The organism is Paenibacillus agricola (genome assembly GCF_011440305.1).
Lineage (GTDB): Bacteria > Bacillota > Bacilli > Paenibacillales > NBRC-103111 > Paenibacillus_S > Paenibacillus_S agricola.
Window position 1 is genome coordinate 301085 of record NZ_JAAOIW010000005.1, and the last position, 24670, is coordinate 325754.

The following is a 24670-nucleotide window of genomic DNA, read 5'->3' on the forward strand; positions in this document are numbered from 1 at the left end:
GCTCGCCTCACCTCCAAGTCCTTATGGTCTTATTATAGGGGGTGAGGCGAAAGCAATGTAGATGGTAATACAATGATTTCTGGTCAAATCCTAGCGAATTGGGATTAAATTAGCTTGGGCTTTCAAGCGAACGGTGACGGTCATGCCTTCATCGGGCTTAGAACGAATAGATAGACCGTAGGGGGCGCCTGAGAAAAGACGGATTCTTTCATTGACATTATTAAGCCCGTAGGAGCTGTCTGTACTGTCGGGGCGTGTGGCGGTCTGGGGCTCTGTTAACAGCTTTCCGGCTGCTTCCTCATCCATTCCGGATCCATCGTCTGTAATCGAGATAACCAATTCATCCGCTTCTCTTCGCGCTTCAATCCGAATCGAGCCGCTTTTGGCTTTGGATTTGCGAATCCCGTGAAGCAGCGCGTTCTCCACAATAGGCTGTAGGGTTAGCTTTGGCATGAAAAACGGATAAATAGCGGGGTCTGCTTCAATCGTAAACGTAAAGCTATGCGGGAACCGGTTTTGCTGGATCTCCAAATATACCTTGGCCAAGTTCAGCTCATCCTCGATGCTCACCAGATCCCTACCTTTATTCAAGCTTAAGCGAAAATATTTGGCCAAGGCATCTATCATCTGGCTGATATCATGTGCCCCCCTGCCTACAGCGATCCAATTGATCGTATCCAGGGTATTGTATAAAAAATGGGGATTAATCTGCGCTTGTAGTGCCCTTAGCTGGGCTTCCCGCTCCTGAACCTTGGCGGTATAGGTCTCCTCGATCAAGCCTTTCACTTTATGGATCATATGGTCAACCCCGCGCTCTAGCAAATTAAAATTGCCTGCTTCCATGTGGTCATCCAGTCGTTCCAGACCTTCGCGATTTATGGTACGGATGACCAACTGCACTCGGCGATTCATACCTCGGATGATAAAAGCCAGCAGCACGAATACTAGCAGCAGGAATAAGATCGAGCCGCCCAATAAAACGGCAAACCAGGAAAATTGGTTCTGCGCATTGGCTTGGAGGGAAATTTCGGCGGCCGGCACCTCCGCTACAAGCCGCCAGTCCGTATTGCGGATCGGCGTGTACATCGCATACTTGGCATCCTTGCCCGAGCCCAGCTTCATAATGCCTTCCTGCGAGGTGGCAAGCGAGGGAAGCTGATCTACAGCTGCGAGTGGTTTGCCGATCAAGGCTGGGTTCGAATGCCAAACCAGCATATCTTCTTTGTTTACGATGTATAACACTCTTTGCTCCGACAATTCAATCTGGCTCATAATGTCGCGGATCGTCTGTTCTTTCATATCAATCACGAGGATACCCGCTAGCCTGTCAAAATATTTGGGTTCCCGCAGCAGCCTGACACTGGACAGTACCAAGACTTCTTCAGCCACGCGATCAATATACGTCTCCTTATAGGCTCCTGTCCAAACCATCGCACCTCCAGCATCCATCACCGCGGGGTACCAGCTACGGCTTTGTATGCTCTTCAGTGGAAAAAAATTAATTTTCTCCCCTGCATACAGTTTGGACTCATCCACGAACAAGCGTATACGGAATACATTTTCGTTCGTCTGGGCAGCATCAATTAAGGAACGAAGATCCTTGACCACATCGATTGGGTAGACGGAATCGGAGTCCGTTAAATATTTATACAAATAGGGATTCAAAAATATAGAATTCGAGGTATCTCGTACCCGATCCATTTGGAATTGCAGATTAATCCCGGCCTGCTTGACGGTTTGCAGCATCGACCTTGTGACTTCTTGCTCAAGAATCGACGAAGATCTCTGGTAATACGTATACAGAAAGAAGCCCGCCGGAAGCAAAATAAGCAGCACATAGACGATCAGCCAATACCGTGCCGCCACAATAGCATGGACAAGCTGCAGCAAGCTTTGTAATGTTTTCGATATAAATCGCTTCACCTCTGTAACACCACCTTTACGTGATCTGGTCCCTGAATGTACTAGGGGTAAAGCCTGTATGTTTTTTGAAAATTTTGCTGAAATGGCTTGGATCCGAATAGCCTACTGCCTCACAAACCTCGTAAAATTTATTTTTGGGATCACGAAGCAGCTCCTTCGCCCGTTCAATCCGTACCTTGGTCAAATATTCGTAGATCGTCTCCCCCGTTTCCTGTTTGAAAATAAGGCTTACGTACGTGGAGCTCAAATACACGCTCTCCGCAATTTCGGCCACGGTTAAATTTTCTGCAAACCGGCTATCCATAACGGAACGTATCCGTTCGATGACATTCCTAGATTTCCCGCTGCGCTTTTCTTGAATTTGCTTGCAAACCTCCAGCAGATGTGCCTCAAGCAACCTGTGCAAATCATCGATCGTTTCTTGGGAGGAAATGCGCTCCCAGAGCTCCGCTTCCTTGTCCTCAAGCTCTCGGCAATGTATATTAAGCTCCAGCATCAGCCGGTTTGAAAGCAGGATCAGCTCCAGCGAAACATTGCGCCCGTATCGGAAGCCGTCCCTGCGATTGCGTGTTAAGCTGTCAAATAACTCGCCAACCGCATGCATCAAAGGCTCAGGATCCGCTGCCTTCAGCGCTGACATAAACCATTCACTTTGTGCAGAATCGAAGCGGTATGCACTCGTTGGGTCCGTTTCCAGGTTATCCATCGTAATAATCCGGTTTTTACCTAGATACCATTTCTGGTCGGCCGCTTCTTTGGCGCGCATATAAGATAATGGCAAGCCCGAAATCTCAGGGGTTCGCTCTCCTACGCCAATGGTCACACTAATTTTTAACCACTGTCGTAAATTTTCGCGAATTTCCTCTGCGAGCAGCAATAATTGGTTTTCCAAGCCTTCTTGCTCCATGCTTCCATACACGATGCCCACATATTCACCACTATGATTCTCGAAAGCATATCCGGCCATATGGTTGTCGATCAGTTCCTGGCAGACGTTCAGCACGGCATACGTAAGTAATTGCTTGTCTCGCTCCGTACGGTTATCAACGACGAGTGCACTGTCATCAATTCGCACAATAATCACCCAATAGGCTGCTTCGAGAGGCAGCTTAATACCTAGAAAATCTAGTTTGCTGTGAATGCGCTCAGGCCGGGCAACGCCGTCCCGGATCACGGACATCAGGAATTTCTCTAACAGCAAAGGCATGCTTTGCGTGAGCTTTACCTGCATATCGGCAACCAGCCCGCGTTTGTGCTGCTCCTCCTGAAGCTCGCCAACGACCCGTTCGACGACCGTACGCAACTCCTGCATATTCACTGGCTTAAAAATATAATCAACCGCGTTAACCTGCAACGCCGATTTCAAATAATCCGCATCGTCGTGGCCGCTGACGAACACAATTTTAATATGCGGATATTTGGCACGGATTTGCGCAGACATCGTGATCCCGTCCATATGCAGCATACGTACATCCGTAAGCACAATATCCGGCTTTACCCGCTCCACGATTTGCAACCCGACATCGCCATCATCGGCTTCATCCACAACCTCGATCCCAAACTCCGCCCAGTTAAAATAGTTACGCAGCCCATTGCGAACGGTCGGTTCGTCATCGACAATAATCAATTTAAACATGAGGTCCTCCTCCAATATTTCGTTTGTTCTATTATACAAGAAAACGCTATAAAGGAAGCGTTTCTGCTTCGGCTCGCCAAAAAGAAGAACCTCCGCCAACTTTGAACGGAAATTCTTCTTTGGGAAGGTGAGATAGCGATTGGCGAGATTTGGTCTAGCCGCTTATAAGACTTGGTGCGAACCGCATTCGAGCTTGCCCCCGGCTGCTTGCAGGACTTCATGCATGCCTCCCAGCTTACCCAGCTACTTGCGGAAAATCACGTTCTGCTCGCTTAGCTTGCCGTGCAGCGCTTCTATTGAAATATCTTTAATTGCGCAGCCGCTGTCCATCGCTATGGCCGCTGCCATCCCTGCCGCTTGCCCCATCGCATAGCAGGTTGGCTGGACGCGCATCGAGGACATCGCCACATGGGTGGCGGAGATGGCCCTGCCCGCTACCTGCAAGTTACTGATCAGCTCCGACACCATGCAGCGATAGGGAATATCATAGCCATCTACCTTGCGCTCATCGGTTGTTTTTTTGCCATCAGGGCTGTGGATATCAATTTCGTAATTCGTTTGCGCTACAACATCAGTGAATCGTTTGCCTCCAACAACGTCATGCTCAGTCAAGGTATACAGCCCTTGAATTTGGTTCGTTTCCCTTACACCAACCTGTCCGGCAACATGAGATAACGTATAGGTTTCGTAGCCGTTTCTTTGCAAATAATACACAATCGAAAATACCTGCCGAAGCGCCTCGGTCTCCGCATAGTTTACATCTGCGATGTTCGCGCCATTGCCTTTGACCCGCGTCATATTGACCAGCAGCATCCCGTCATCGTTTCGCTCCCAGTACAAACGGCGGCCCTGCGGCAAATCCTCGACGCTTTGGTAGTCATAGCAGCCCTCAGGCAGCAGTGGTATGACCGGCTTGCCGGTATTTTGCATCATAAACATCAGCGTCATCGGCTGGGTTAATCCGTCCTCTTCGCGGCCTGAGGTGAACGGCACCCCGGCATCAATCGCAACCCGCCCATCTCCCGTACAATCAATAAACTGCTTGCCCTCAAATGCTTGTAAGCCCTCCCGGGTCGAAGCAATTACTGCTTTTAATCGCCCTTCTTCCTTGACCACGCCAACAAATTCAGTATGGTAGCAGACCTGCACCTGCTCCTTTTCCATTTTTTCATTTAAATAATGCCGAAGCAAAAAAGGTGAAAACTGCGGCGAAACCGATTCATCGTGATGCTGGGGCAAATATTGGGTTAGCACCTCGGAAATCATTTCACGGTAAATCCCCGTTACATTGCCAATTGGCATAAAGACGCTGACATTACCCAAGGTGCCCATGCCGCCGAGCTGTCCCGACCTTTCCAGCAAAATCACCTTTTTCCCGCATCGTGCAGCATTAATCGCCGCCGCCGTGCCCGCAGGTCCCCCACCAATCACAATCACATCTGCAGAAGCATATACGCTGACGCTTCTCTCAAGCTCATAGGTTTGATTTGATTTTGAATTCAATTGAATGGCCTCATTTCATCGATTTTATTTGGTATTTGCTTATAGTGTAAGTGAAATGAAGCTTAACTTTTAGTTTCATTTTTGTTACAGTTTAAGGATGACTTATCGGACTAAGCTGTCATAAGCTGTCAGCCACTTTTTAAACAGCAAAATTTTCAACAGGAAAGGACGCCTATGCGCAGAAAAAAACAAATCACCTTGCACCATGTAGCAGCCGAGCTTGGGCTCACGATCCATACGGTATCCAAAGCACTTCGGGGCCTGCCCGGCATGTCCGAAACGACGAGAAGGGATGTTTTCGCTGCAGCCGAGCGATTAGGTTATAAAACCAAGGAAAAGGAGCTCAGCCTAGGCTATGAAAAAACACCAATGCTCTCCTCCAAACGAAGGCGTTTTTGCATGGTTCTGACGCATGATACTCCTTTTTTCAGAATTCAGCTGCAAGGCATCCAGGATCGATTATTAGAGCTGGGCCATTCGGTTTCGGCCTCCTTTATGCCTAGCTCCATCGATAGCCAACAGCAATTTGAGCAATGGGTCGAGCAAATCGAGCTCCATTATTATGATGGTATTTTCATCCCGGCAACGATCCCCGATCTGCCCGAGCAACTGCTGCTCCAACTGCCTATCCCGAAAGTTCTTATTAACTTTCCACCAGTTCTCGCGAACGTGGACAGTGTGATCTGGGATGTAGTCACAGCTATTCACCAATCTGTAGATTATTTGGCAGCCATGGGGCATCGGCGTATTTTATATATTGGCAATATCCATACATATAGGGGATTTCAGCTGCGTTGGCAAGCGTTTCAGGATGCGATGAACGGGATGGGGATGTCGGCTGAACCGGAGCTGCATCTGACTGAAGACGATCTGGATCACGAGCTTTGGATTTCCAGGCTGCAGGAGAAGCTGCTCCATGGCAATTACACAGCCCTACTGAGCGCGGTCGAAAATAACCTCCCGCGTGTTTTGTATACCGTGCAAGCGATGAATCGGTCGATCCCCGACCATTATTCCTTGATTAGCCTCGAAAATTCAGGAAAAAATCCTTTATTTCCGCAATTATCGCGTCCAACCCTGCTTATTGGAGAAACGGGAAGCCGCGCCGCAGAACGGATGCTTTGGAGAATTGCCAATCCGAACCAGCCTTATGAACATATACGATTGCAGGGCACTTTTTTCAAAGGGGATACAGTTCGAAGCTTGTCAAACCTCCCTACAATCTGAGGGATGCGGAGGATATATAGAGAAGCCGGAAAAGCACTGCCTCTCATCAAAATGATGGAGGAAGTGCTTTTTTGCATTTTCATTAACAAATAGGGATATTGTATTTATTCGGACTCGGACTAAATATTGATAGTTAAGACTCCTCCCCATCAGAGGTAGCTAGTCAACGTCCTGCAGCCCATTGCCAGAGTTTTCTATTTTGTTCACACTTGTAAAGTCGCCCCAGCAGCAATTTCCACTGCCTCGTCCTCCACGCCAACCCATACGGATAATGCCGAAGGGTTATGGACAATCGAGCCGGAAACGGACCACCGCAGCTGCTGTAGCGCCTTCATATAGGCAACAATCTCCGCATTGGTTGCGTACCAGATCTGAGGTTGTCTCCCAACCAACTCGCCAAACTGCTCCATAAGCTCCCAATTAGCATCGTTTTCGAATTCATAGCTGTGGCCCCAAACATAAAGCAAGACCATTCTGGAATATTTCGCTTGATACGCCAAAAATTTCTCACCATGCTCCAGCATCGATTTATGATGGCAGGTTGGGTGCCACTCAAGCCAGTTCTCTGGAAGCTGGAAGCCGCCATGGCTGCGTGTTGTTCTCGCATATTCAATGCCCAAGGCTGGAAGTGTGTGTACTACCTGCTCATTCCAGCTGCCAAATGGATAGGACATCCCTTTGACCGGATAACCGACCAATTCCTCCAAAGCTTGGCGGTCCTCAAGCAGCTCCATAGCAACACGCTCCGGCGGGGTCAGCTCCAGATGGGGATGCGTCACGGTATGTGCTGAAACCTCATGCCCCGCAAACAAAGTCGCCACTTCTTCAGCCGTAATATAACGGTTATTGCCGAGCTTGCCCGAGTTTAAGTGGAAGGCACCTTTTAACCCATAGCGATTCATTATTTCCACCAGCCTGCGGTCATGGTCGCGTCCATCGTCGTAGCTCATTGTAACCGCCTTCATTTTTCCATCAGGAAAACGGTCATAGCGTATTTTCATAAAAATCCCTCTACCTTCTTGGGGCCAGTGCCACATATTTCTCCAATAATATGTCCATCCTACCCTATTCTCCTTTATATGACAATTAAAAGAAAACAGATCGATTGGATCATTCGGATTGAATGAAATACACTTGGCCGTGCAAGAATATAGAGGGAGCTTATTCGATATATTCAGCTTCATTACATGAATCGGTACGGTTCAAAAAAGCTTAACCTACTATAGCAACAGTCTGGTGCTCGACTGCATCCAGAAAGCGCTCAGCATCAAGGGCTGCCATACACCCAGTTCCAGCGGCACTGATCGCTTGGCGATATTTGTGGTCCTGGACGTCGCCGCAAGCGAATACGCCTGGTATTGTAGTTTCAGTGGTTCCCGGAGTTACCAGCAGGTAGCCTTGTTCATCCACAGGCAGCTGGCCGTCGAGGAACTTGGTGTTAGGAGTATGCCCGATCGCGATAAAAATACCGTCGGTTTCGATCACTTCATCCTCGTTAGTCAGGTTGTTTCTGACCTTCAAGCCCGTAACACCCCGATCATTAGTAAGCACCTCTAACGGATTGCGATCCAGGCTCCAGCTAATTTTCGGATTTTGGCGTGCTCGGTCCTGCATGATTTTGGAAGCCCGCAGCTCGCTGCGCCTGTTGACCACAACAACCTCGGAGGCAAAACGGGTCAAAAAGTGGGCTTCCTCCATAGCCGAGTCGCCGCCACCGACGACGATGATCTTTTTGTTGCGGAAAAAGAAGCCATCGCATGTAGCGCATGTGCTGACGCCTCGCCCGACATTTTCACGCTCACCAGGAATGCCCAAATATTTGGCCGAAGCCCCTGTCGAAACAACGATCGTTTCAGCAATAATGTCCTCATGCCCTTCAATCGAAATCCGAAATGGGCGTTTGGAGAAATCCACATTCGTTACCCAGCCTGTCCGGAATTCAGCGCCAAAGCGCTCTGCCTGCTTGCGCATATTGTCCATAAGCTCAGGTCCCATAATCCCATCTGGGAACCCAGGGAAATTTTCAACCTCGGTTGTTGTAGTTAGCTGGCCGCCCGGCTCCGGTCCCTCTATAATGAGTGGCTCCAGATTGGCTCTTGCCAAATATATGGCTGCTGTCAGGCCGGCTGGCCCTGTTCCAATAATGACGGATTTGTACATAGTAAGCTCTCCTCTTGTTTACGATTAGGGTCGTTTATTGACTTCTTTTAAGATTGGTTTTATCTTATCAAAAATCAAACCCGGCATCATGAAGGAATGGTGAACTTAACATGAAGATCTGATGAAGGAATTAAACCTCCAGCATAATCTGCTTCCCATCAATGTGGACTGGATAGGTTTTGAGCTGCTGCTTTTAATATTGCATACCGCCTTGCCTGTATCCAGCTCAAATTCCCAGTGATGCCATGGACAGCGCAGTACCTTCCTACTTGATATCCACAAGCATTATTGCGGACGAAGCTGCCGCTTATACTCGCTGGGCGACACTCCGTATCGTAAACGGAAAGAACGGTTGAAATGCGTGTAATTGGCAAAGCCGCATAGGAAAGCCACCTCCTGCAACGTCGAACCGCCAATTAGCATCCGCTCTTTGGCTATCGAAAGACGGACCTCGATCGCATAATCCATTACCGATTGATTAAACGTCTCCTTGAATAGCTGCGAGGCTCGCGATATGCTAAGGCCAACAGACATCGAAACATCTCCAAGGGTGATTGATTCGGTTGCATGCTTCTCTATGAATGTTTTGATTTGGTAAGATATGGAGCGCTCATAAATGTTAAAGCTCTCGCCGCCAGCGATCAGCCGCTTCAAGTGCAGCAGCATGCTTTGGGCTAAATATCCAAGGATATCTGGATTGAAATCCTTCACTCTTCGCTTCTCATAAACCAGATGCTTCCAAATAGAGATGAGCATTTCATCAATACCTACATTCAGCTTGATGTCTTGTTGGTAATCCTCCCACCACAGCTGAATCCAGGCTTCAGCCGGGTCTACACTAAGGAAATAATCGCCGCTAGGCGGTGGCTCGTTTTTACCAAGGCGGATAATAAGCTCATAGGTATCACCTGGCTTGCAGAGTAAAACATCTCCAGGACGGATCAAATACAAAATGCCATTCACAATGGCTTGGCAGAAGCCCTCTGTCTGTAGCCGTACCAGATAATATTTCAGCCCATGGGCTTGATTGGAATGAAACGGACGAGTATGTGTAGAATGTCCAACAGTTACGATTCTCATGGCTGGTCACCTGAACCTGTCTTTAATATGTCTATAGGCGTAAGATACATCAATCTAGTGAAACCGATACCATTCATTTTATTTGATCATAATCTACATGTAAAGCCATGCTATTGGACGATTAATGATAATAAGATAAGTGAATAAAATCGTAAGATAAGTAAAGGACATCGAGACTGAATAAATGTATACTAAATTTCGTCAAATCATTGATTGACTTACTATAAGCAACTCTATCTGCAAACAATTCACATGTAATCAGCCATTGGCAACACGTTAAAGACATACATACTTATCACAATTAGGAGGAATAGAGCATTATGGCAAACAAATTAAGATTAGGTATTGTAGGGGTTGGAAATATTTTCAAAGCTTCTCATGTGTTGCCTTTGCAAGCACATCCCGAGGTAGAAATCGTTGCGGTTTGCGATATCAATTTGGAACGGGCAGAGCAAATTGCTGCGGAGTACGGCATTGAATCCGCTTATGCGGACTACCGTGAGCTGCTGAAGCGGGACGATATCGATGTGATCGACATTTGCACGTCGAACTACTTCCATTCGGAGGTGGCCATCGCAGCCTTGAAGGCAGGCAAGCATGTATTCTGCGAAAAGCCGGATGCGATCAATCCCGAGGAAGCGCAAAAGATGGCTGATGCCGCACAAGCCAGCGGCAAGGTGCTGATGACGATGAGAAATAACCGTTTCACACCAGCGTCCAGCTATTTGAAGCGCTATATTGATGAGGGTCATATGGGCGAGGTTTATACGGGCCGTTGCGGCTGGGTTCGCCGTAGAGGCATTCCGGGCAAGGGCGGCTGGTTCACAACAAAGGAGCTCTCCGGCGGCGGCTCGTTGATCGACTTAGGCGTGCATTTTATCGATTTGGCAGTTTGGCTAATGGGCAATCCTAAGCCTGTTGCCGTAAGCGGCGCTACCTACACCAAATTTGCTAACAATGAAATTTCCAACTCTGTTCATAGCCGCTTTGGCGAGAAAAAAGAAGGCGGCACCTTTGACGTTGAGGATCTGGCGATCGGCTTTATTCGTTTTGAAAATGGGGCTTCGCTGCAAATTGAGTTCAGTTGGGCTTCCAATATTCAGGAGGATGCGAACTTCGTCGAGCTTCGCGGCACCAAAGCAGGCTGCAATTTACGAAAAGGCGAGCTGCAAATCTTTTCCGAAACTGCCGGACAGCTTACGAATATTACCCCGATCCTAAAAAAAGACGCACCTCCCGGACACACCGAGCATCTTAAGCATTTTATCGAGGTTGTCCAAAAGCGGGCTGAACCGATCAATCTGCCGGAGCATGGCGTGGATATGATCAAAATTTTATCCACCATTTATAAATCTGCGGAAACCGGCAGAGAGGTTGTTCTATAGAATTACAATTGTATGCACTGGCATTTGAAATTGTATCGTATTAGAACTACAAGAGGCTGTACTTTAGTCAGTTTATGACTTCTGGGACAGCCTCTTTCTTTTGTACAATTGGGAAGCAAGTACATGGAAAGTTTTCAAATTTTTCTAGTCAGCATGCCGATTTATTCCAAATAAATCATTTTCCGAGTCATGCCACCATCAATAGTTAGATTGATTCCAGTTACAAAATCATTGTCTGGAGCCGTCAAATACAGGCAGGCACGAGCAATATCCTCCGGTTTCCCGACTCGTCCGGCAGGATGCTGCTGGTGATCTGCGAGCCCTAGGGCATTATAATCGCCTGTTTCTATCCATCCGGGGCTGATCGCATTCACCTGGATGCCATCCTTACCCAATGAAATGGCAAGCGCATGCGTTAAAGCAATAATCCCGCCCTTCGATGCAGCATAAGCTTCTGTATTCGGCTCCGACATCTCCGCACGAGTAGAAGCCATATTAATAATCGAACCTTTGCCTGTCTTCCTCATCACTTTGGCAGCCTCCCTGGAGCATAGAAAGGTTGCCCGCAAGTTCGTATCGATTACATAATCCCAATCGTCGATATCCAGCTCATAGGGCGATTTGGAGCGTCCAAGCCCTGCATTGTTGATAAGAATATCAATATGTCCAAATTGATCTGCAACCGCTTGGATAGCAGGGGCAATGGCGTGGCTATCGCTGAGGTCAAGCACTCTCCCGTAGGCCTCTTCGTAGCCTGCTTCCTCGATCAACCGTTGTGTCTCCCGCAGCTTCTGCTCATCCTTGTCAAAAAGAGCGACCTTTGCGGCTTCAGACGCATAGCTCATCGCAAGTGTCCGCCCGATCCCTCCCCCAGCACCAGTAATAATAACAACTTTGTTCATATATGCGCTCATCATCATGATCCCTCTTTTCGGTTACAGGTATAGTAAAGATTAACTGTCTAGGTATTTCGGCCAATGTAAGCCAAGCACCTTGTTGGTTTGCATATATTTGGCAACATCCGCCCTAGGATTCCTTTCCCTTCGGAAATTAAATTACTATTCTCCTCAATGGTCCGCTCCTTTAATGTTTGCTTTGTATTTGTATAGGTATCCGTAATGATAATGGAGGAAACAATTGAAATAATAGTGGAAATCAGGAGGATGGCAACCCATTTATGAGGGATACTTTTTTCAAAAAAATCCATGTTGTCGCCCCGTTTACTCAAATAGATCGAATGCCCGATTTAGCACATGAAGGCTGTATTTAAAAAAATAATTATTTTTAGAGGAGAAAATAGTGAAAATAGTGTAAAATGCAAGAGCGAACCGTAAATTTGCAATCATATAACCTAAGGAGATGCACATATGGCTAAAAACGAAATTATTTTAACCGCAGAAGGGCTACTTAAGCTGGAGCAAGAGCTGGAGGAGCTTAAAACCGTCACACGCAAAGAAGTAGCCGCGCGTATTAAAACCGCAATCAGCTACGGGGATTTAAAAGAAAATAGTGAATACCATGCCGCCAAAAATGATCAGGCCTTTATGGAAGGAAGAATCCTGACCATTGAAAGAATGCTAAAAGTAGCTACCGTTATCGAAACGGCAGATACCAAAACCGTCCATGTTGGCTCGATAGTTATCCTTAATGATGTGGAGTTTGCCGAAAAAGTACAATATCGGGTTGTAGGTCCCTCCGAAGCCGACATTCCTGAGAACAAAATCTCGTATATGAGCCCCCTTGGAAGCTCGCTGATGGGCAAATCGGTTGGTGATATTATTAAGGTCGATGCACCCATGGGCATTATCCAATATGAGCTGCTTGAAATCAAATCAACGGAATAACCGGATTCCATGGTAGTGCGTTACTTCGATTTGTTAGGCTAGTCAGGCTTCTGCTTTATTGCCTAAGCTAACTTTATAATGGGCTTGCTCGATCCAGCTGCGATCCGAAAATTCGCGTCCACGAACCACGACTTCATTGGGATATATCTGCACATACATGCCTTGGGCTACATCATTATTCCCTGCGCTTCGTGTTTTACCCACTGAGGCGTTGTTGAACCAGTGAAACGAGTTCTCTTGATTATAATGACTCTCTGTTGCAAAGTTACGATGCGTATGCCCCGACAGTACAAACACATTACGGTACGGTTTAAGAATGGCACGGAATTCTCTCGCTCTAATCATTTGATGTGGTCTTCCGTCCATATCTGGAGCAGGCAGCGGCTGATGAATGAACACGAAAGCAGGTTTTCCTTCCTCATGCTGCTTCATGATGTTCTCCAGCCAAGCTAGCTGTGCATCGGAATACCAAGCGCCTTCCCCCACCTCTGGCTTATCACCGACATAAACCTCCTGGGACATGATGATCATATGGGAATCACCTGCCCAGAAGTCCATATATGGATGGTCCTTATAGCCAAAAAACTTCATAAACCGCTCTTTGGCCATGGTATCGGTCTTGCCATTAGGCATCGTTTCCCTGGCAAAATCCCCATTTTTATCGATCCATATATCATAATAATCATGATTGCCCATATTTGCATAAAGCGGAGGCAGCTTATAACCGCTTAATACTTGACGCAGCAGCTTATAGTCGGTTTCCCGTCCCATATCCGTAAGATCCCCACCTAAGACAATAAATTCTACAGGTGATTCAAAATTGCTGACATCCTTCAGCGCGGCATGCAGTTTATCCGTCATAATGGCGATCCCATCCGAAATATGAAGATCGCTCAACAGGAAAAAGGATAATAAAGGTTTATTCGATAACTCGTCTTCTGTCAGTGACTCCAATGCTGCTATAGGCGTGGGCACACCCTGCATCGGATGGCTGGGTTCAAGCCATTGCTTCCAAACCAAACCTCCACCTGCGAGCACAGCTAGCGATGCCAGCATTCTTTTAATAAATTGTCTTCTTGAAATCATAAGATCACCACCTGCTTCATTAAACCGAATGATAGCCAAAGTATAGCATATATTCGACGCCTGCAAAATGGTCCTCGGTTCCCAGCAATTATAGAGCAGCCAAGCCTAGTACATCCGCCGCGCTTAGTGCGTAATTGTATATCCATATCCGTAAATCATCGAGCTGATGGCAAGCGGTGTTATTGTTATTGTGCCGATCATCCTGATCTTCGCTTTGATTCAAGGGTTTCGCCATAATTAACTCCTCTTACATTTTCTATGGACATCCGGCCCAAACGCGATTTTAACGTTATCCCAGATTATCTCCACGCTTGTTCTGTTCTCCTAAAATCATCTCAAGCAGCCGGAAAAATGTATCCATAAATCGCTTGGCATCCACTTGTACGCATACAAGCGTATTGGGTCCTGATGGAGAGGTCCTATTCAAATCCTCTACAGTTCTGCCGTCTGCATCCTTATCCAAATCCACTTTTACATACATAGGCAGCGTCAGAACCAGCGTTGGATCCAAGGCTACAGCAACCGCCAGCGGATCATGAAGCGCACAGCCGTCCAGATAAGGATGATATACCTGGTACACATTCAAATAAAATTCGGTGAAGTTGGCGAACAAAGTACTAAGCTCGGTTCCCTTGCCCCGCCATCTAAGCATATCGTCGCGGGTCAATAAGGTCTTACGGGTTACATCCAGCCCAACCAAGATAATGGGCAGCTCCGATTCCAATACTAGACTTGCCGCCTTCCGCATCGACAATGATATTAGCCTCGGCAAATTTCGTTACATTACCGGGAGACATCACCGCCCCGCCCATAATGACGACTCGGCCTACCAAGGCGATGATCGAAGGGTCCTTCAGCATGGCTAGAGCTAGATTCGTGACAGGACCTGTGGTGACGATGGTCAGCTTCTTGCCAAATCGGTGTACCTGTTCGATGATAAAATCGACAGCATGCATTTCACTTAGCGCAGGCTCGGTCACTTCGCCTAACGTTTCCCCCAGCCCATCCTTGCCATGGAAGATCCCGCTAAATTCCACCGGCCTGGAGAGTGGCTGGACGGCTCCACGATAGGCTGGAGTATCCACTCCCATCATTCTTAGCAGCTCGCAGGTATTGCGAAACGCATTATCGAGTGGGGTATTGCCATAAGTAACAGTGATGCCCAATAGCTCAATTTCTGGTGATGCCACCGCATAGGCAATGGCCAAGGCGTCATCGATTCCTGTGTCTACATCCAGTATCATTTTCATTGTCATATTGATTTCATCCCCTTCTTTAATCTGCACCTTCTGCCATTCGCTCGGCGATTCGTTTTTTTAATTTTTCCACTATAGGCTCATAGTTGGGGTCACCCGCTAAATTGATCTGTTCGCAAGGATCATTGTGTACATTAAATAGCAGATAAGCTTCTGCTTCACGATTCAGCACAATTTTCCACCATTCCGTTAGCAGCATCGTTTCCTGATTGATTTCCGATAAAGCATCCGTTCTATGCACAAGCGCAGGATTGTCCATAACCGCACATAAGGAACGGGCATTCTGTGAGTATAGCAGGCTCCCCCCGCTGAGCTCAACTAAGGTTGCACCTACATCCATCAGCTCCACCACTGTCTCTAATAGGGAGCCAGCCTGGGATGATGTTCTCGTTGCAGGAGTTCGCACAATAAGCGGAACCTGGGCCGAGCTTTTTAAAAAATTCGATTTATACAGCAGTCCAAAATCTCCATTCATCTCGCCATGGTCAGAGGTAAACACGATCACAGTGTTATCCAGCTCCCCACGTTTCTCAAGTACCCCCAACACTTCGCCGATCTGGTCGTCGATCAAAGAAATATTACCGGCATAATTCGCACGCAAGAGAGCGATCTCTTGCTCATCCATCAGCGGCGCATACTCCGGCTTGGCCATCATCTCATCGAGCATACCCTGCGGGCGCTGCATACTCCCAGTCAGCTTGGCAATCGCTTTGGGCATTTGCTTGGGGTTATATGAGCTTGCATAAGGTTCGGGAGTGTCCCAAGGCTCATGCGGCCCACCGAAGCTAAGCATACAGCACCAGGGGCGCTCATCCTCGTATGCGGTCAAATATTGCTTTGCTTTTTGCGCTACATAGATATCGGCATATAACGCAAGCGGAAGCGGAGAAGGCCTTGCCACATAGGGCTTATTGGCATAGCGCTCTTCATAATCTTCGATGTAGGACTGCCACAGGCCCTGCCGCTCCCATTCATCTGTCATATCGCTTCTAGCTTCCATGCTGGCACGCGGACCTGCTATTTCATGGACATCTTCAAAGCCATAGGCCCGCATTAAATATTCCCTGTCACGCAGATCACCCTGATAACGATGGTGATGGCTTTTGCCGAACAGGCTGGTTCGGTAGCCCGCCGCCTGGACATCCTGCATCCATGTGCGGCTATTTTCCGGTAGATCGTAGCCGCGAATATTCGTCCAAACACCCGTTTGATGCGGGTACAAGCCTGTAGCGAGTGCGGTGCGTGCTGGAAGGCATAAAGGAGAATTCGTCACACATTGTGTAAAGGTGATCCCTTCTCCAGCAAGACGGTTGAGATGAGGCGTCCTCGTCCAATTGCCTATACATTCGATACCATCCCAGCGGAACTGGTCGGCCATAATAAAGAGCAGATTTGGTTTTATTGTAGACTCCATCTATTTTAACAACCCCAAATCCTTCAATTCCTGTGTACGTATTTCCTGCACCTTAGTAAACTGATAACGCTCGTTCAGCGTCTTGACGTATTCATCCCATTTGCTGAAATCCTCTTTGCCATAAATGAATTTCAAGGAGGCTTCCTTCACATACTTATCTCCGTCATAGCTGAATGGAAGTGTACTATAAAAGTAGCTCACGATTTGATTGCCTTTACTTCTTTCTGCATTCATCTTTTCGAAGGATTCATATTCACTTTTCGTCGCTTGCAGCTTGATCACATCATGATTATTCGGTACGCCCCCCATTGTATATGGAGTCATATAATCATTTTGGTCTTTCGCTAATTGCGGAAGCAGCCCGGTGATCTTGCCATTTTCCGATTTATGATGAATGCCCTCAGCTCCAAAATCAAGGAATTGGCCTCCCAAGCCACCCGAGTAACCATCCTTATACATATAATTAAGCAGCTTTACGATTCGTTCTGCTTTCCCTGGCTCACTCAACGCATTGCCGGCATTGTGTATGCCATGACCTCCAGCAATGTGGAATCATCCATGTGTGATGGCAAATGGCTAATGCGGGATCGCAAAGTATTAGCGCTGGACGAGCATGCCCTGTTGCTTGAAGTACAAACCCGCGCGCAGGCGCTGCTTGGACGGACCGGCATTATCCTTCCGCAGCGGTTCCCGATGCATTAAGTGCGTCGTTTCGCAAACCTCTTGCAGAGAGATTGCAGTCCTAGATGGATTGGAGCCACTCACACTTGAATGACACTAACCCAGGTTCCCGACTTGGCGCTCTGGACAATAGCCTCATTAATAAGCATGATCTGGTAGCCCTCTTTAAAGCTGGCTACGGAGTCGGGGATCCCCACTTGATTGGAGATAGACCCGTAAAATTGATGCATCATATTTTTCAAGCTGTCTGCCCAGCCTTCGACATGGCCGCTAGGGTAATGTACGAAAGGAATCGCTTGCTTTTTCACAAGATTGGAATCCCTCATCACCGTTTCTCCCGGTTTGTCCCGATAACCAAGCGTTAGCTTACAGGGCTCCTCTTGCTCCCATGCTCCCGATGCAATAGAGCCATCCAAGCTGATTCCAAGCGCGTTTTTTTTGCCAGCCGATACTTGAGAAACCGTCAATACACCCCGAGCCCCATTATTAAACTTCACAAGCACCGCGCAATAATCTTCATTTTTAATATCAATAAGCTCTAAAGCTTCCCCTTGATTCAAAACAGTAGTTGATGAAGCCGTCGATTGAGCACTGGTTGGAGCGTTTGAGAAAGCACTCAATGGAGTGCTGGGTTGGGCATTCAATGAAGCATTCAATGCATCACTCGATGAATGGCTGCTATTCGTCGGTTTAAACCTCTGAGGAATCACAATCGCGGAATCAGCCAAAACCTCCGTAATCCGCAAGCCTGTCACATACTGCACAAGGTCATACAGATGGGAACCGATATCGCTGATCGCTCGCGTTTCTCCTCCATACATAGGCTCCATACGCCAGTTATAGTCCGTTTGATAAAACAGCCAATCCTGCAAATAATGCCCCTGCACGATTCTTATATCCCCAAGATCGTGATCCGTTACCATGCTTTTCAAATGCTGGACCATCGGAAATTGCCTATACACAAAGTTAACGGCTGTAGCAAGCTGCTTTTCCTCTGCCAATAGGTATAGCTCCTTCGCCTCCTCACTTGTGAGCGTCATCGGCTTCTCGCTAAGCAGATGCTTTCCATGAAGCAAAGCCTGCTTATTCATCTCAAAATGCATATGATTAGGCGTACAGTTATGAATAACTTCAATTTCTTCATCGTTTAATAAATCTATATAATTCCCGTATGCTTTAGGCACATGAAGCTCGCGCGCGTATTGGTCTGCCGTTGCTTGCGTGCTTTGTCCAATGGCGACAACCTCTACATAACCCAATCTTCGGATCGCTTCAATATGGGCCTTACCGATCAGCCCTGCTCCGAGCACCGCTGCTTTTATTTTACGCATGATCTCTCACCTCACTTATAACTATAATAAACCTACTTATATTTTTCAATACTATAAGTACGTTTTACAAAAATATATATTTCGGGTTAGTCAAAATTATGCATAGATGCGAAAAAGACATGCTTGCTCCCTTGTATAGCTAGGAACATACATGCCTCTTACTCTTATCTCCTTTGGATAAACATCTGAGCTGATCGGATTACTGACTAAACAGCTGCTGCTCCATCCATTCGATCGTTTCATGAATGGCAGTCTGTAATTTATATTGGGGAATATAGCCTGTCTTCTTCTGCAAAAGACTTGTGTCATATAGTCGATGGCGAGTATGATGCTTGACATTAGGTTTCTCTTGGATCAAAGCAGCGCGCGACATGGACTCGAAAACCAAGGGTACAGACAAATAATCGGCAATGATCCTGTAATAATCCTCAGCTGTTACGGCATCTGGTCCTGTACAATGGAATATTTCACCGAAGCTTGCGCCTTGACCGGCAATATGTACTATACAAGCCCCAATTTCCCGATTCCATACGGGTTGGATTAACATCTGACCTTCGGCAACTAGTACCAGTCCCTCGCCCTGCCTGATTTTATGGAGCAGTCCCGCATCTCTCCCTTGGGCTTGATCACACCCTAATGAACGTCCAGCCCCCAATATATGAGGCGGCCTTAGGACAGTGACTGGAAATCCATACTCATGCCATGCATCAAGTAGAAGTTTTTCGCAATCTAACTTTCCACTGGAGTAAGTCAATTCCTCTTGGGTTGGATGCTGCTCAGTTATTGGGTATCGAGTTCCATGAATTGCTGCATATACATAATCGGTGCTGATCAGAATGTAATGGGCAGCCCTGTCTCGAAAGCAGTTCAATGCATGCTCAGCATCCATCTGGTTATAGGCAGCACAGTCAACGACAAGATCAAACTTCCGGTTATTAAGTGCACTTTCCATAGCTCCTGGAATGGAGCGATCGGCTTGAATAAATTCAGCTTTCTTAGAATGGTTGGGTTTATTTCCCCTGCCTAATGAGCTAACCTCCCAGCCCCCCTTGATTAATTCTTCAACAATTGCGCATCCCAAGAATCCTGTGCCACCAATAACTAGTGCTTGCTTTCCCACAAAATCTTCCTCCTTAGGTAACATATAAGAATATTATACACACTAATATTACAACATAAGGATCTTAAGCAAATATATTTATTAATTATTAATTCCTCATTTTATACGATCTTTGCCTCGTTTTAAAAATCCTTGCAAGTTGTTGAGGTAACACCCTGATGGTTCTCCGTTGGAATTTAATAGTACTAAACAGAAAAAAAACCTCTCGCATTGGAGGCAATTGCCTATTCCAAATTGAAAGGTTAAGTACAAGCTTAAAGAAAACAGCTCACATCATCATTAGTTGCTTGGGTAATCAGCTCATCAATCGTCATAAAAGCCCCACCGACAAGACCCGCTTTATGATCCAATATGGATTTATTGATAGCCAAGTTTCGAGTCGCGAGCGGCAAGGATCGCTGATAAACGCTTTGTCTAAGTGCAGCCAGGAACAAATCGCCAAATTCGGAAACCCTCCCGCCAACCGCCACCAGCGCCGGATTGGAGAAATTGACGATGGAGGCAATGACCCGTCCGATCAATAGCCCACTGTCACGCACCAGCTCCACTGAAGCAGGGTCCAGCTTGAGGATACCATTTCCGATATCTTCCAGCGTAAGCTTGCCTTGATCCTCAAGCTGCTTTAGCAAATAGCCACTTTTACCTGACAATGCCATGTCCATCCCTTTGGCGACGATTGCTTTGCCACCTGCTTCAGCCTCCAGGCACCCCCGGTTTCCGCACCAGCATACCGAATCACTGCCAATATCAAAATGCCCAATATCCCCGGCACTTCCCGTTGCCCCCCGGTATAGCTTGCCGTCGTAAATAACACCTGAGCCAATACCCGTGCCTACCTTCATATAAATAAGGTTATCCACCTCAAAATTCAAGCCTTTTGCATGCTCACCCAACGCCATAATATTCACATCATTATCTACATAACAGGAACAATCATAATGCCTCGCCCAAAACTCCCTGATTGGATAACGGTCCCAGCCCGGCATAATAGGCGGAGCGATAGGCATCCCCATTTCAAAATCAACGGGCCCTGGTATCCCGATACCGATTCCTTTGACCGTTTCCTTGCCAAGCTCAAGCTCGGATAATAGCTGCTCGGATAACCGATAAATATGGTCCAATACATGCTCGGGACCATCCCCGATAGAAATAGCTGAGGTTGTTACGCCAATAATTTCACAATTAAAATCGGTATAAGCAACCTGCACGGATGTGGTTCCTAATTCGATCGATAAAATAAGGCCATACTTTTCATTACATGTATATTGTTTAGGCTTTCTGCCGCCACTAGAAGCGCCGATATGGGACACCTTAATCAATTGCTGCTCAAGCAATCGTTCTACATGAACAGAAACAGCCGACAACGAAACAGCCATCTCATTAGCGAGTTCAGCCTTCGACAGTGGGAACTTGGCCCTCCGAATTTTTTGGAGAACTTGTGCTGCTAGAGTTAGCACTGGAGCCACCACTTTCTACTAATGTTATTGAGAACTTATAACAGATTATTATATCGCTTTTACTAGTATTAATCAAACCATATAGCCTGTTAAGAGCTTTCTGAACCTATTGAAGAAACCGTCAGGGATTATCCTGACGGCTCTTTATTGTGCTGGCTCCGCGGTGTGCTCGTAAGCTAGGACACTTAAAACGTCGGTAAATTATCCAAATTGTTTTGTGGAGTACCATCCGGCTCGCTTCGCAAAATTTCACGGCCGTAGCGTTCGAATACATCCACATTGGCCAAAGCACCCGCTTTTGCTTCATTCAAGGCTGCCACATAATCCAGCTTACGCCCTGTGGACGTTTGAAATGCTATGATATTGCCGTCGTCGTTTTTACGCACAGCCACAATCGACTCTTTGCCATCTGTCGCGGCGGCTTGTATCTGATTCTGTGCTGCCTGCATTTCACCCTGCTGCTTGTAGTCCTGATAAATCTGTTCGAAATTAGGATTCGTTTGATCCTGATCCATCTTCATCACCTCGTTCAATAGAATACCCAGAAGCATCCAAATTTATGGTCAATTGGCGTATATTTATTTATTAATAGATGAATGCTACAATGTACCTTATCAAGCACAAGTAAACACAACCTATTAAAAACTAAGGAGTGAATCCGATGGCTGTTGATGTTTATATCAATTTTAATGGGAATTGCCGGGAAGCCGTATCCTTTTATGCACAGGTTTTCGGAGCCGAACCTCCCCAATTGATGACATTTGGAGATACCCCTCCAGACCCCAGCTATCCGCTTCCAGAGGAAGCCAAAAAACTAATCATGCACACACGCCTCAACATTAATGGAAGTAATGTCATGTTTTCTGATGTTTTTCCTGGTATGCCTTTTATCGAAGGAAACAATATCACGCTGGCGATCACTAACAAGAGCATAGATGAAATTAAAGCTTTGTTTAATAAAATGAAAGAAGGCGGCAAAGTAGGTATGGAGCTTCAAGAAACCTTTTGGAGCAAATGCTATGGCAGCTTAACAGATAAATTTGGCATTGGATGGCAGTTTAGCCATGAAAGTGAACAAGCCCAAATGTAACACAGTCTCTATTCTAAATAAAAAGGATATAAAGCTTCTCTTCTAAAGAAAAGCCTTGTATCCTTTTTGTATATTCAAAAACTGGCGTTTTTTGGATTACTTTTCACACTATGTTAAGATGAAGCAGTCCTATTTATATGTTACATACAAACAGGAGGTTTATGTTTATGTCCAGTCAAACCGGAGCCATCGTTGAGCAATCCCTGCAAACCTTGTTGGGGGATCCATCCTTCCTGACCCATCTACAGGGCGAGGTTAGAGAGCAAGCTTTTGTTTCCTTAAATGCCATTCTCTCGACACCCAATAAAGCACATAAAGCATTTTTACGTATTCCTATGGATAATGGCAATGTTGTCCGCATTCCAGCCTATCGCATTCAACATAACGACACACTGGGACCCTATAAAGGCGGCATCCGTTTCCATGAATCCGTCAATGAAGAGGAGGTTACGAATCTCGCAGCTCTTATGACATTGAAAAATGCGCTGCATGAAGTTCCTTTCGGAGGCGGAAAAGGTGGAGTAGTTATCAATCCTCGCAATTACAGCGTGAAGGAGCTTTATCTCATCTGCAAAAAATATGTACAATATTTCAGTGATGTGATCGGTCCCGATAAAGATATCCCTGCACCTGATATGGGGACGGGTGAGCGTGAAATGGATTGGATGATGGCCGAATACAAGAGCATCCACCCCGGAATGCCCTATCTCGGGAGCTTCACAGGTAAAAGTGTTATCAATGGCGGTTCGCTTGGCCGCAGAGAAGCAACGGGCAAAGGTGTGTACTTCACCTTCCGTTATATGATCCATGATTTTCTTAATGAATTAAGCGATTTGCTTGTCGATAAAACCAATAACCCTTATGCACAAACTGCACTAGCCCATATGAATCGCCCCTTAACCATTGCCGTTCAAGGCTTTGGTAATGTAGGTGCCGTTGCTGCACTGGAAGCCTACAAATGCACCTATTTGCACAACAAAGTAGTAGCGGTAAGTGACCGGAATGTGACGCTCTACCATCCTGAGGGCCTGCCGATTCCGTTGCTGATTGAATTTGCGGCTCTGCACGGCGGCGACCTGCCTACCACTGAGGCTGAGCTGGCCGAGCAGGGTGTGACCGCACAAATATTGGGACGTGAGGACGTGCTTTATTTGCAGGTAGACGTCTTAATTTTAGCTGCATTGGAGGAGCAAATCCATCAGCAAAATGTCGAGCTCATTAAAGCCCGGATCATTATAGAAGGCGCCAATGCTCCGATAACCGCTGAAGCGGACCAAATCTTAATGGATAACGGTGTGATCATTATCCCGGATATATTGGCCAACGCAGGTGGTGTGATCGTCTCTTACCTCGAGTGGCTGCAAGGACGTGAAACGCAATTTTATGAGGAGGAGCAGGTATTTAACCAGCTTTACAATAAAATGCAGGGAACCCTGCGTACGGTATTGCCGTTATTTTTTAAGGAACCTGTCTCCTTGCGCCAAACTTGCTACAATCACGCCGTTATGAAGCTTTCAACAGTATTGTATCGCCAGGGCAAGCTTTACTAGACCCTTAGTCATATCAGCATTTACATGGTTCCGCCACCTCTGCGAATCTCTGCTGGAATATCCTCTGGGCCCTTATTAATAAATTGATAAATAAATGTGCCCATTTTTTGCTCATCGAAGGTGGGCAGCTCCAAGGTTTTCGTCCAAGCTGTAAGCACAATTTCATTGCTGGACACTACATCTCCATAAGGTACCGCCAAAATGCCTGAGCCTGCTTTTTTATAATGAGTAAGCTCAGTAATTTTGTCGATTATTTCCGGCTTTGCATTCGGGTGGTAATAAATAATAATATCGCCATGCTCCAAGTTGTGCACCAATTTCTCGATAGCCGGCTTCTCTTTGTAAAAACCGAATTTCAAATCATGCGGGCTGTGGGTGCCGGAGGTAGGAATTTTCATTTCGTATTGGACCGGAGCATCCGAATGGCCTCCCCCGTAATCCTTATCATCGGTCACTTGAATCGCAGCTTGGTGATTCAAATTTTCGATATTCGTTTTGCTAATATTAGCTTGAATGAAAAAGCTTAAGATAACGACTATTCCGGCACTTAGTAAAAAATGTGAAGCTCTAGCTGCCCATTTGCTTTTCATTTTCAAGGCGTTTTTCTGTTCTTTTTTTAAGCCCCTTGTTTCGGTCTTATTTAATGTAGACGCGTAAACATAACCGATTATTGAACATATAAGAATAACTATTCCTATAACTAACAGGATCGTACTGGCGCTCATACTCATGCTGCTTCCATGCTGCATATCCATACTTGTGCTGCCTGCGTCTTGCATATTCATATCCATACCCGTTCCTCCAGTTACACTACATATTGTAGTGTTGATGTATAAAAAAAGTGGCTCTATCTCACTCACATAAGACAGGCCGGCTAAAGCTGACCACTTGCACTATATATTGTAGTGTATTTGATTTCTAATATCA

At 46.5% G+C, this 24670-nt stretch carries 24 protein-coding genes; 6 read left to right on the top strand and 18 right to left on the bottom strand.

What is annotated here, in order from left to right; all coding sequences use genetic code 11:
- Nucleotides 1-90: 90 nt before the first annotated feature.
- The 3 genes from G9U52_RS16365 to G9U52_RS16375 all read right to left on the bottom strand — a co-directional run bounded on the left by G9U52_RS16365 (nt 91) and on the right by G9U52_RS16375 (nt 5062).
- Nucleotides 91-1923, bottom strand: coding sequence for a sensor histidine kinase (locus tag G9U52_RS16365; RefSeq protein WP_166151400.1), 1833 nt, complete (start codon nt 1921-1923; stop codon nt 91-93).
- A gap of 16 nt (nt 1924-1939) precedes the next feature.
- Entirely contained in the window at nt 1940-3559 is a 1620-nt protein-coding gene (locus G9U52_RS16370) for a response regulator (RefSeq protein ID WP_166151402.1), read from the bottom strand.
- Nucleotides 3560-3802: 243 nt separating this feature from the next.
- Nucleotides 3803-5062: an FAD-dependent oxidoreductase gene (locus G9U52_RS16375; RefSeq protein WP_166151404.1), complete on the bottom strand. Its 1260-nt coding sequence runs from the start codon at nt 5060-5062 to the stop codon at nt 3803-3805.
- 174 nt (nt 5063-5236) lie between these two features.
- Between G9U52_RS16375 and G9U52_RS16380 the strand changes: the two genes are divergently transcribed.
- Nucleotides 5237-6289 carry a LacI family DNA-binding transcriptional regulator gene (locus tag G9U52_RS16380; RefSeq protein WP_166151406.1) on the top strand — a complete coding sequence of 351 codons (1053 nt, stop codon included), beginning with the start codon at nt 5237-5239 and terminating at the stop codon, nt 6287-6289.
- A gap of 203 nt (nt 6290-6492) precedes the next feature.
- On the opposite strand, the gene G9U52_RS16385 is transcribed toward G9U52_RS16380, so the two are convergent.
- The 3 genes from G9U52_RS16385 to G9U52_RS16395 all read right to left on the bottom strand — a co-directional run bounded on the left by G9U52_RS16385 (nt 6493) and on the right by G9U52_RS16395 (nt 9529).
- On the bottom strand, nt 6493-7290 hold the full coding sequence (locus G9U52_RS16385; protein ID WP_166151408.1) for a polysaccharide deacetylase family protein: 798 nt from the start codon (nt 7288-7290) through the stop codon (nt 6493-6495).
- A gap of 211 nt (nt 7291-7501) precedes the next feature.
- A complete protein-coding gene (trxB, locus tag G9U52_RS16390; RefSeq protein ID WP_166151410.1) occupies nt 7502-8449 on the bottom strand; it encodes a thioredoxin-disulfide reductase in 948 nt (315 codons plus the stop codon).
- Nucleotides 8450-8734: 285 nt separating this feature from the next.
- A complete protein-coding gene (locus G9U52_RS16395; protein WP_166151412.1) occupies nt 8735-9529 on the bottom strand; it encodes a helix-turn-helix domain-containing protein in 795 nt (264 codons plus the stop codon).
- A 320-nt stretch (nt 9530-9849) separates the two neighbouring features.
- Here G9U52_RS16395 and G9U52_RS16400 point away from each other — a divergent pair, with 320 nt between their 5' ends.
- Nucleotides 9850-10914, top strand: coding sequence for a Gfo/Idh/MocA family protein (locus tag G9U52_RS16400; RefSeq protein ID WP_166151414.1), 1065 nt, complete (start codon nt 9850-9852; stop codon nt 10912-10914).
- A gap of 161 nt (nt 10915-11075) precedes the next feature.
- Here the strand turns inward: G9U52_RS16400 and G9U52_RS16405 are convergent, their stop codons facing one another.
- A complete protein-coding gene (locus G9U52_RS16405; protein WP_243767375.1) occupies nt 11076-11816 on the bottom strand; it encodes an SDR family NAD(P)-dependent oxidoreductase in 741 nt (246 codons plus the stop codon).
- A 465-nt stretch (nt 11817-12281) separates the two neighbouring features.
- Here G9U52_RS16405 and greA point away from each other — a divergent pair, with 465 nt between their 5' ends.
- The gene (gene greA / locus G9U52_RS16410; protein WP_166151416.1) at nt 12282-12758 is read left to right on the top strand and encodes a transcription elongation factor GreA; all 477 of its coding nucleotides are present in this window, start codon (nt 12282-12284) and stop codon (nt 12756-12758) included.
- Between the two features lie 42 nt (nt 12759-12800).
- On the opposite strand, the gene G9U52_RS16415 is transcribed toward greA, so the two are convergent.
- The 6 genes from G9U52_RS16415 to G9U52_RS16435 all read right to left on the bottom strand — a co-directional run bounded on the left by G9U52_RS16415 (nt 12801) and on the right by G9U52_RS16435 (nt 17021).
- A complete protein-coding gene (locus tag G9U52_RS16415) occupies nt 12801-13844 on the bottom strand; it encodes a metallophosphoesterase family protein (protein ID WP_166151418.1) in 1044 nt (347 codons plus the stop codon).
- Between the two features lie 88 nt (nt 13845-13932).
- Complete coding sequence (locus G9U52_RS16420; RefSeq protein WP_166151420.1) at nt 13933-14079, bottom strand: hypothetical protein; 147 nt, start codon at nt 14077-14079, stop codon at nt 13933-13935.
- A 54-nt stretch (nt 14080-14133) separates the two neighbouring features.
- Nucleotides 14134-14568, bottom strand: coding sequence for a nucleoside hydrolase (locus G9U52_RS40035; protein ID WP_243767376.1), 435 nt, complete (start codon nt 14566-14568; stop codon nt 14134-14136).
- Complete coding sequence (locus tag G9U52_RS40040) at nt 14519-15100, bottom strand: nucleoside hydrolase (protein WP_243767377.1); 582 nt, start codon at nt 15098-15100, stop codon at nt 14519-14521. The genes G9U52_RS40035 and G9U52_RS40040 overlap by 50 nt, the downstream gene beginning before the upstream one ends.
- Before the next feature lie 19 nt (nt 15101-15119).
- On the bottom strand, nt 15120-16514 hold the full coding sequence (locus G9U52_RS16430; protein ID WP_166151422.1) for a sulfatase family protein: 1395 nt from the start codon (nt 16512-16514) through the stop codon (nt 15120-15122).
- Nucleotides 16515-17021, bottom strand: a complete 507-nt coding sequence (locus G9U52_RS16435) for a type 2 periplasmic-binding domain-containing protein (RefSeq protein ID WP_166151424.1) — start codon at nt 17019-17021, stop codon at nt 16515-16517. It abuts the gene before it with no gap.
- 72 nt (nt 17022-17093) lie between these two features.
- On the opposite strand from G9U52_RS16435, the gene G9U52_RS40915 reads away from it, so the two are divergent.
- Nucleotides 17094-17216, top strand: a complete 123-nt coding sequence (locus G9U52_RS40915) for a hypothetical protein (protein WP_279538652.1) — start codon at nt 17094-17096, stop codon at nt 17214-17216.
- Between the two features lie 59 nt (nt 17217-17275).
- Here G9U52_RS40915 and G9U52_RS16445 read toward each other — a convergent pair whose 3' ends face one another.
- The 4 genes from G9U52_RS16445 to G9U52_RS16460 form a co-directional block, all read right to left on the bottom strand.
- On the bottom strand, nt 17276-18526 hold the full coding sequence (locus tag G9U52_RS16445) for a Gfo/Idh/MocA family oxidoreductase (protein ID WP_166151428.1): 1251 nt from the start codon (nt 18524-18526) through the stop codon (nt 17276-17278).
- A 199-nt stretch (nt 18527-18725) separates the two neighbouring features.
- The gene (locus G9U52_RS16450) at nt 18726-19646 is read right to left on the bottom strand and encodes an NAD-dependent epimerase/dehydratase family protein (RefSeq protein ID WP_166151429.1); all 921 of its coding nucleotides are present in this window, start codon (nt 19644-19646) and stop codon (nt 18726-18728) included.
- A 254-nt stretch (nt 19647-19900) separates the two neighbouring features.
- Nucleotides 19901-21022: an ROK family protein gene (locus tag G9U52_RS16455; protein ID WP_207953017.1), complete on the bottom strand. Its 1122-nt coding sequence runs from the start codon at nt 21020-21022 to the stop codon at nt 19901-19903.
- A gap of 266 nt (nt 21023-21288) precedes the next feature.
- The gene (locus G9U52_RS16460; RefSeq protein ID WP_166151431.1) at nt 21289-21618 is read right to left on the bottom strand and encodes a DUF3892 domain-containing protein; all 330 of its coding nucleotides are present in this window, start codon (nt 21616-21618) and stop codon (nt 21289-21291) included.
- A 146-nt stretch (nt 21619-21764) separates the two neighbouring features.
- Here G9U52_RS16460 and G9U52_RS16465 point away from each other — a divergent pair, with 146 nt between their 5' ends.
- On the top strand, nt 21765-22193 hold the full coding sequence (locus tag G9U52_RS16465; protein ID WP_166151432.1) for a VOC family protein: 429 nt from the start codon (nt 21765-21767) through the stop codon (nt 22191-22193).
- Nucleotides 22194-22360: 167 nt separating this feature from the next.
- Nucleotides 22361-23743 carry a Glu/Leu/Phe/Val family dehydrogenase gene (locus tag G9U52_RS16470; RefSeq protein WP_166151433.1) on the top strand — a complete coding sequence of 461 codons (1383 nt, stop codon included), beginning with the start codon at nt 22361-22363 and terminating at the stop codon, nt 23741-23743.
- Nucleotides 23744-23763: 20 nt separating this feature from the next.
- Here the strand turns inward: G9U52_RS16470 and G9U52_RS16475 are convergent, their stop codons facing one another.
- Nucleotides 23764-24534 carry a thioredoxin-like domain-containing protein gene (locus tag G9U52_RS16475; protein ID WP_166151434.1) on the bottom strand — a complete coding sequence of 257 codons (771 nt, stop codon included), beginning with the start codon at nt 24532-24534 and terminating at the stop codon, nt 23764-23766.
- Between the last annotated feature and the right edge of the window lie 136 nt (nt 24535-24670).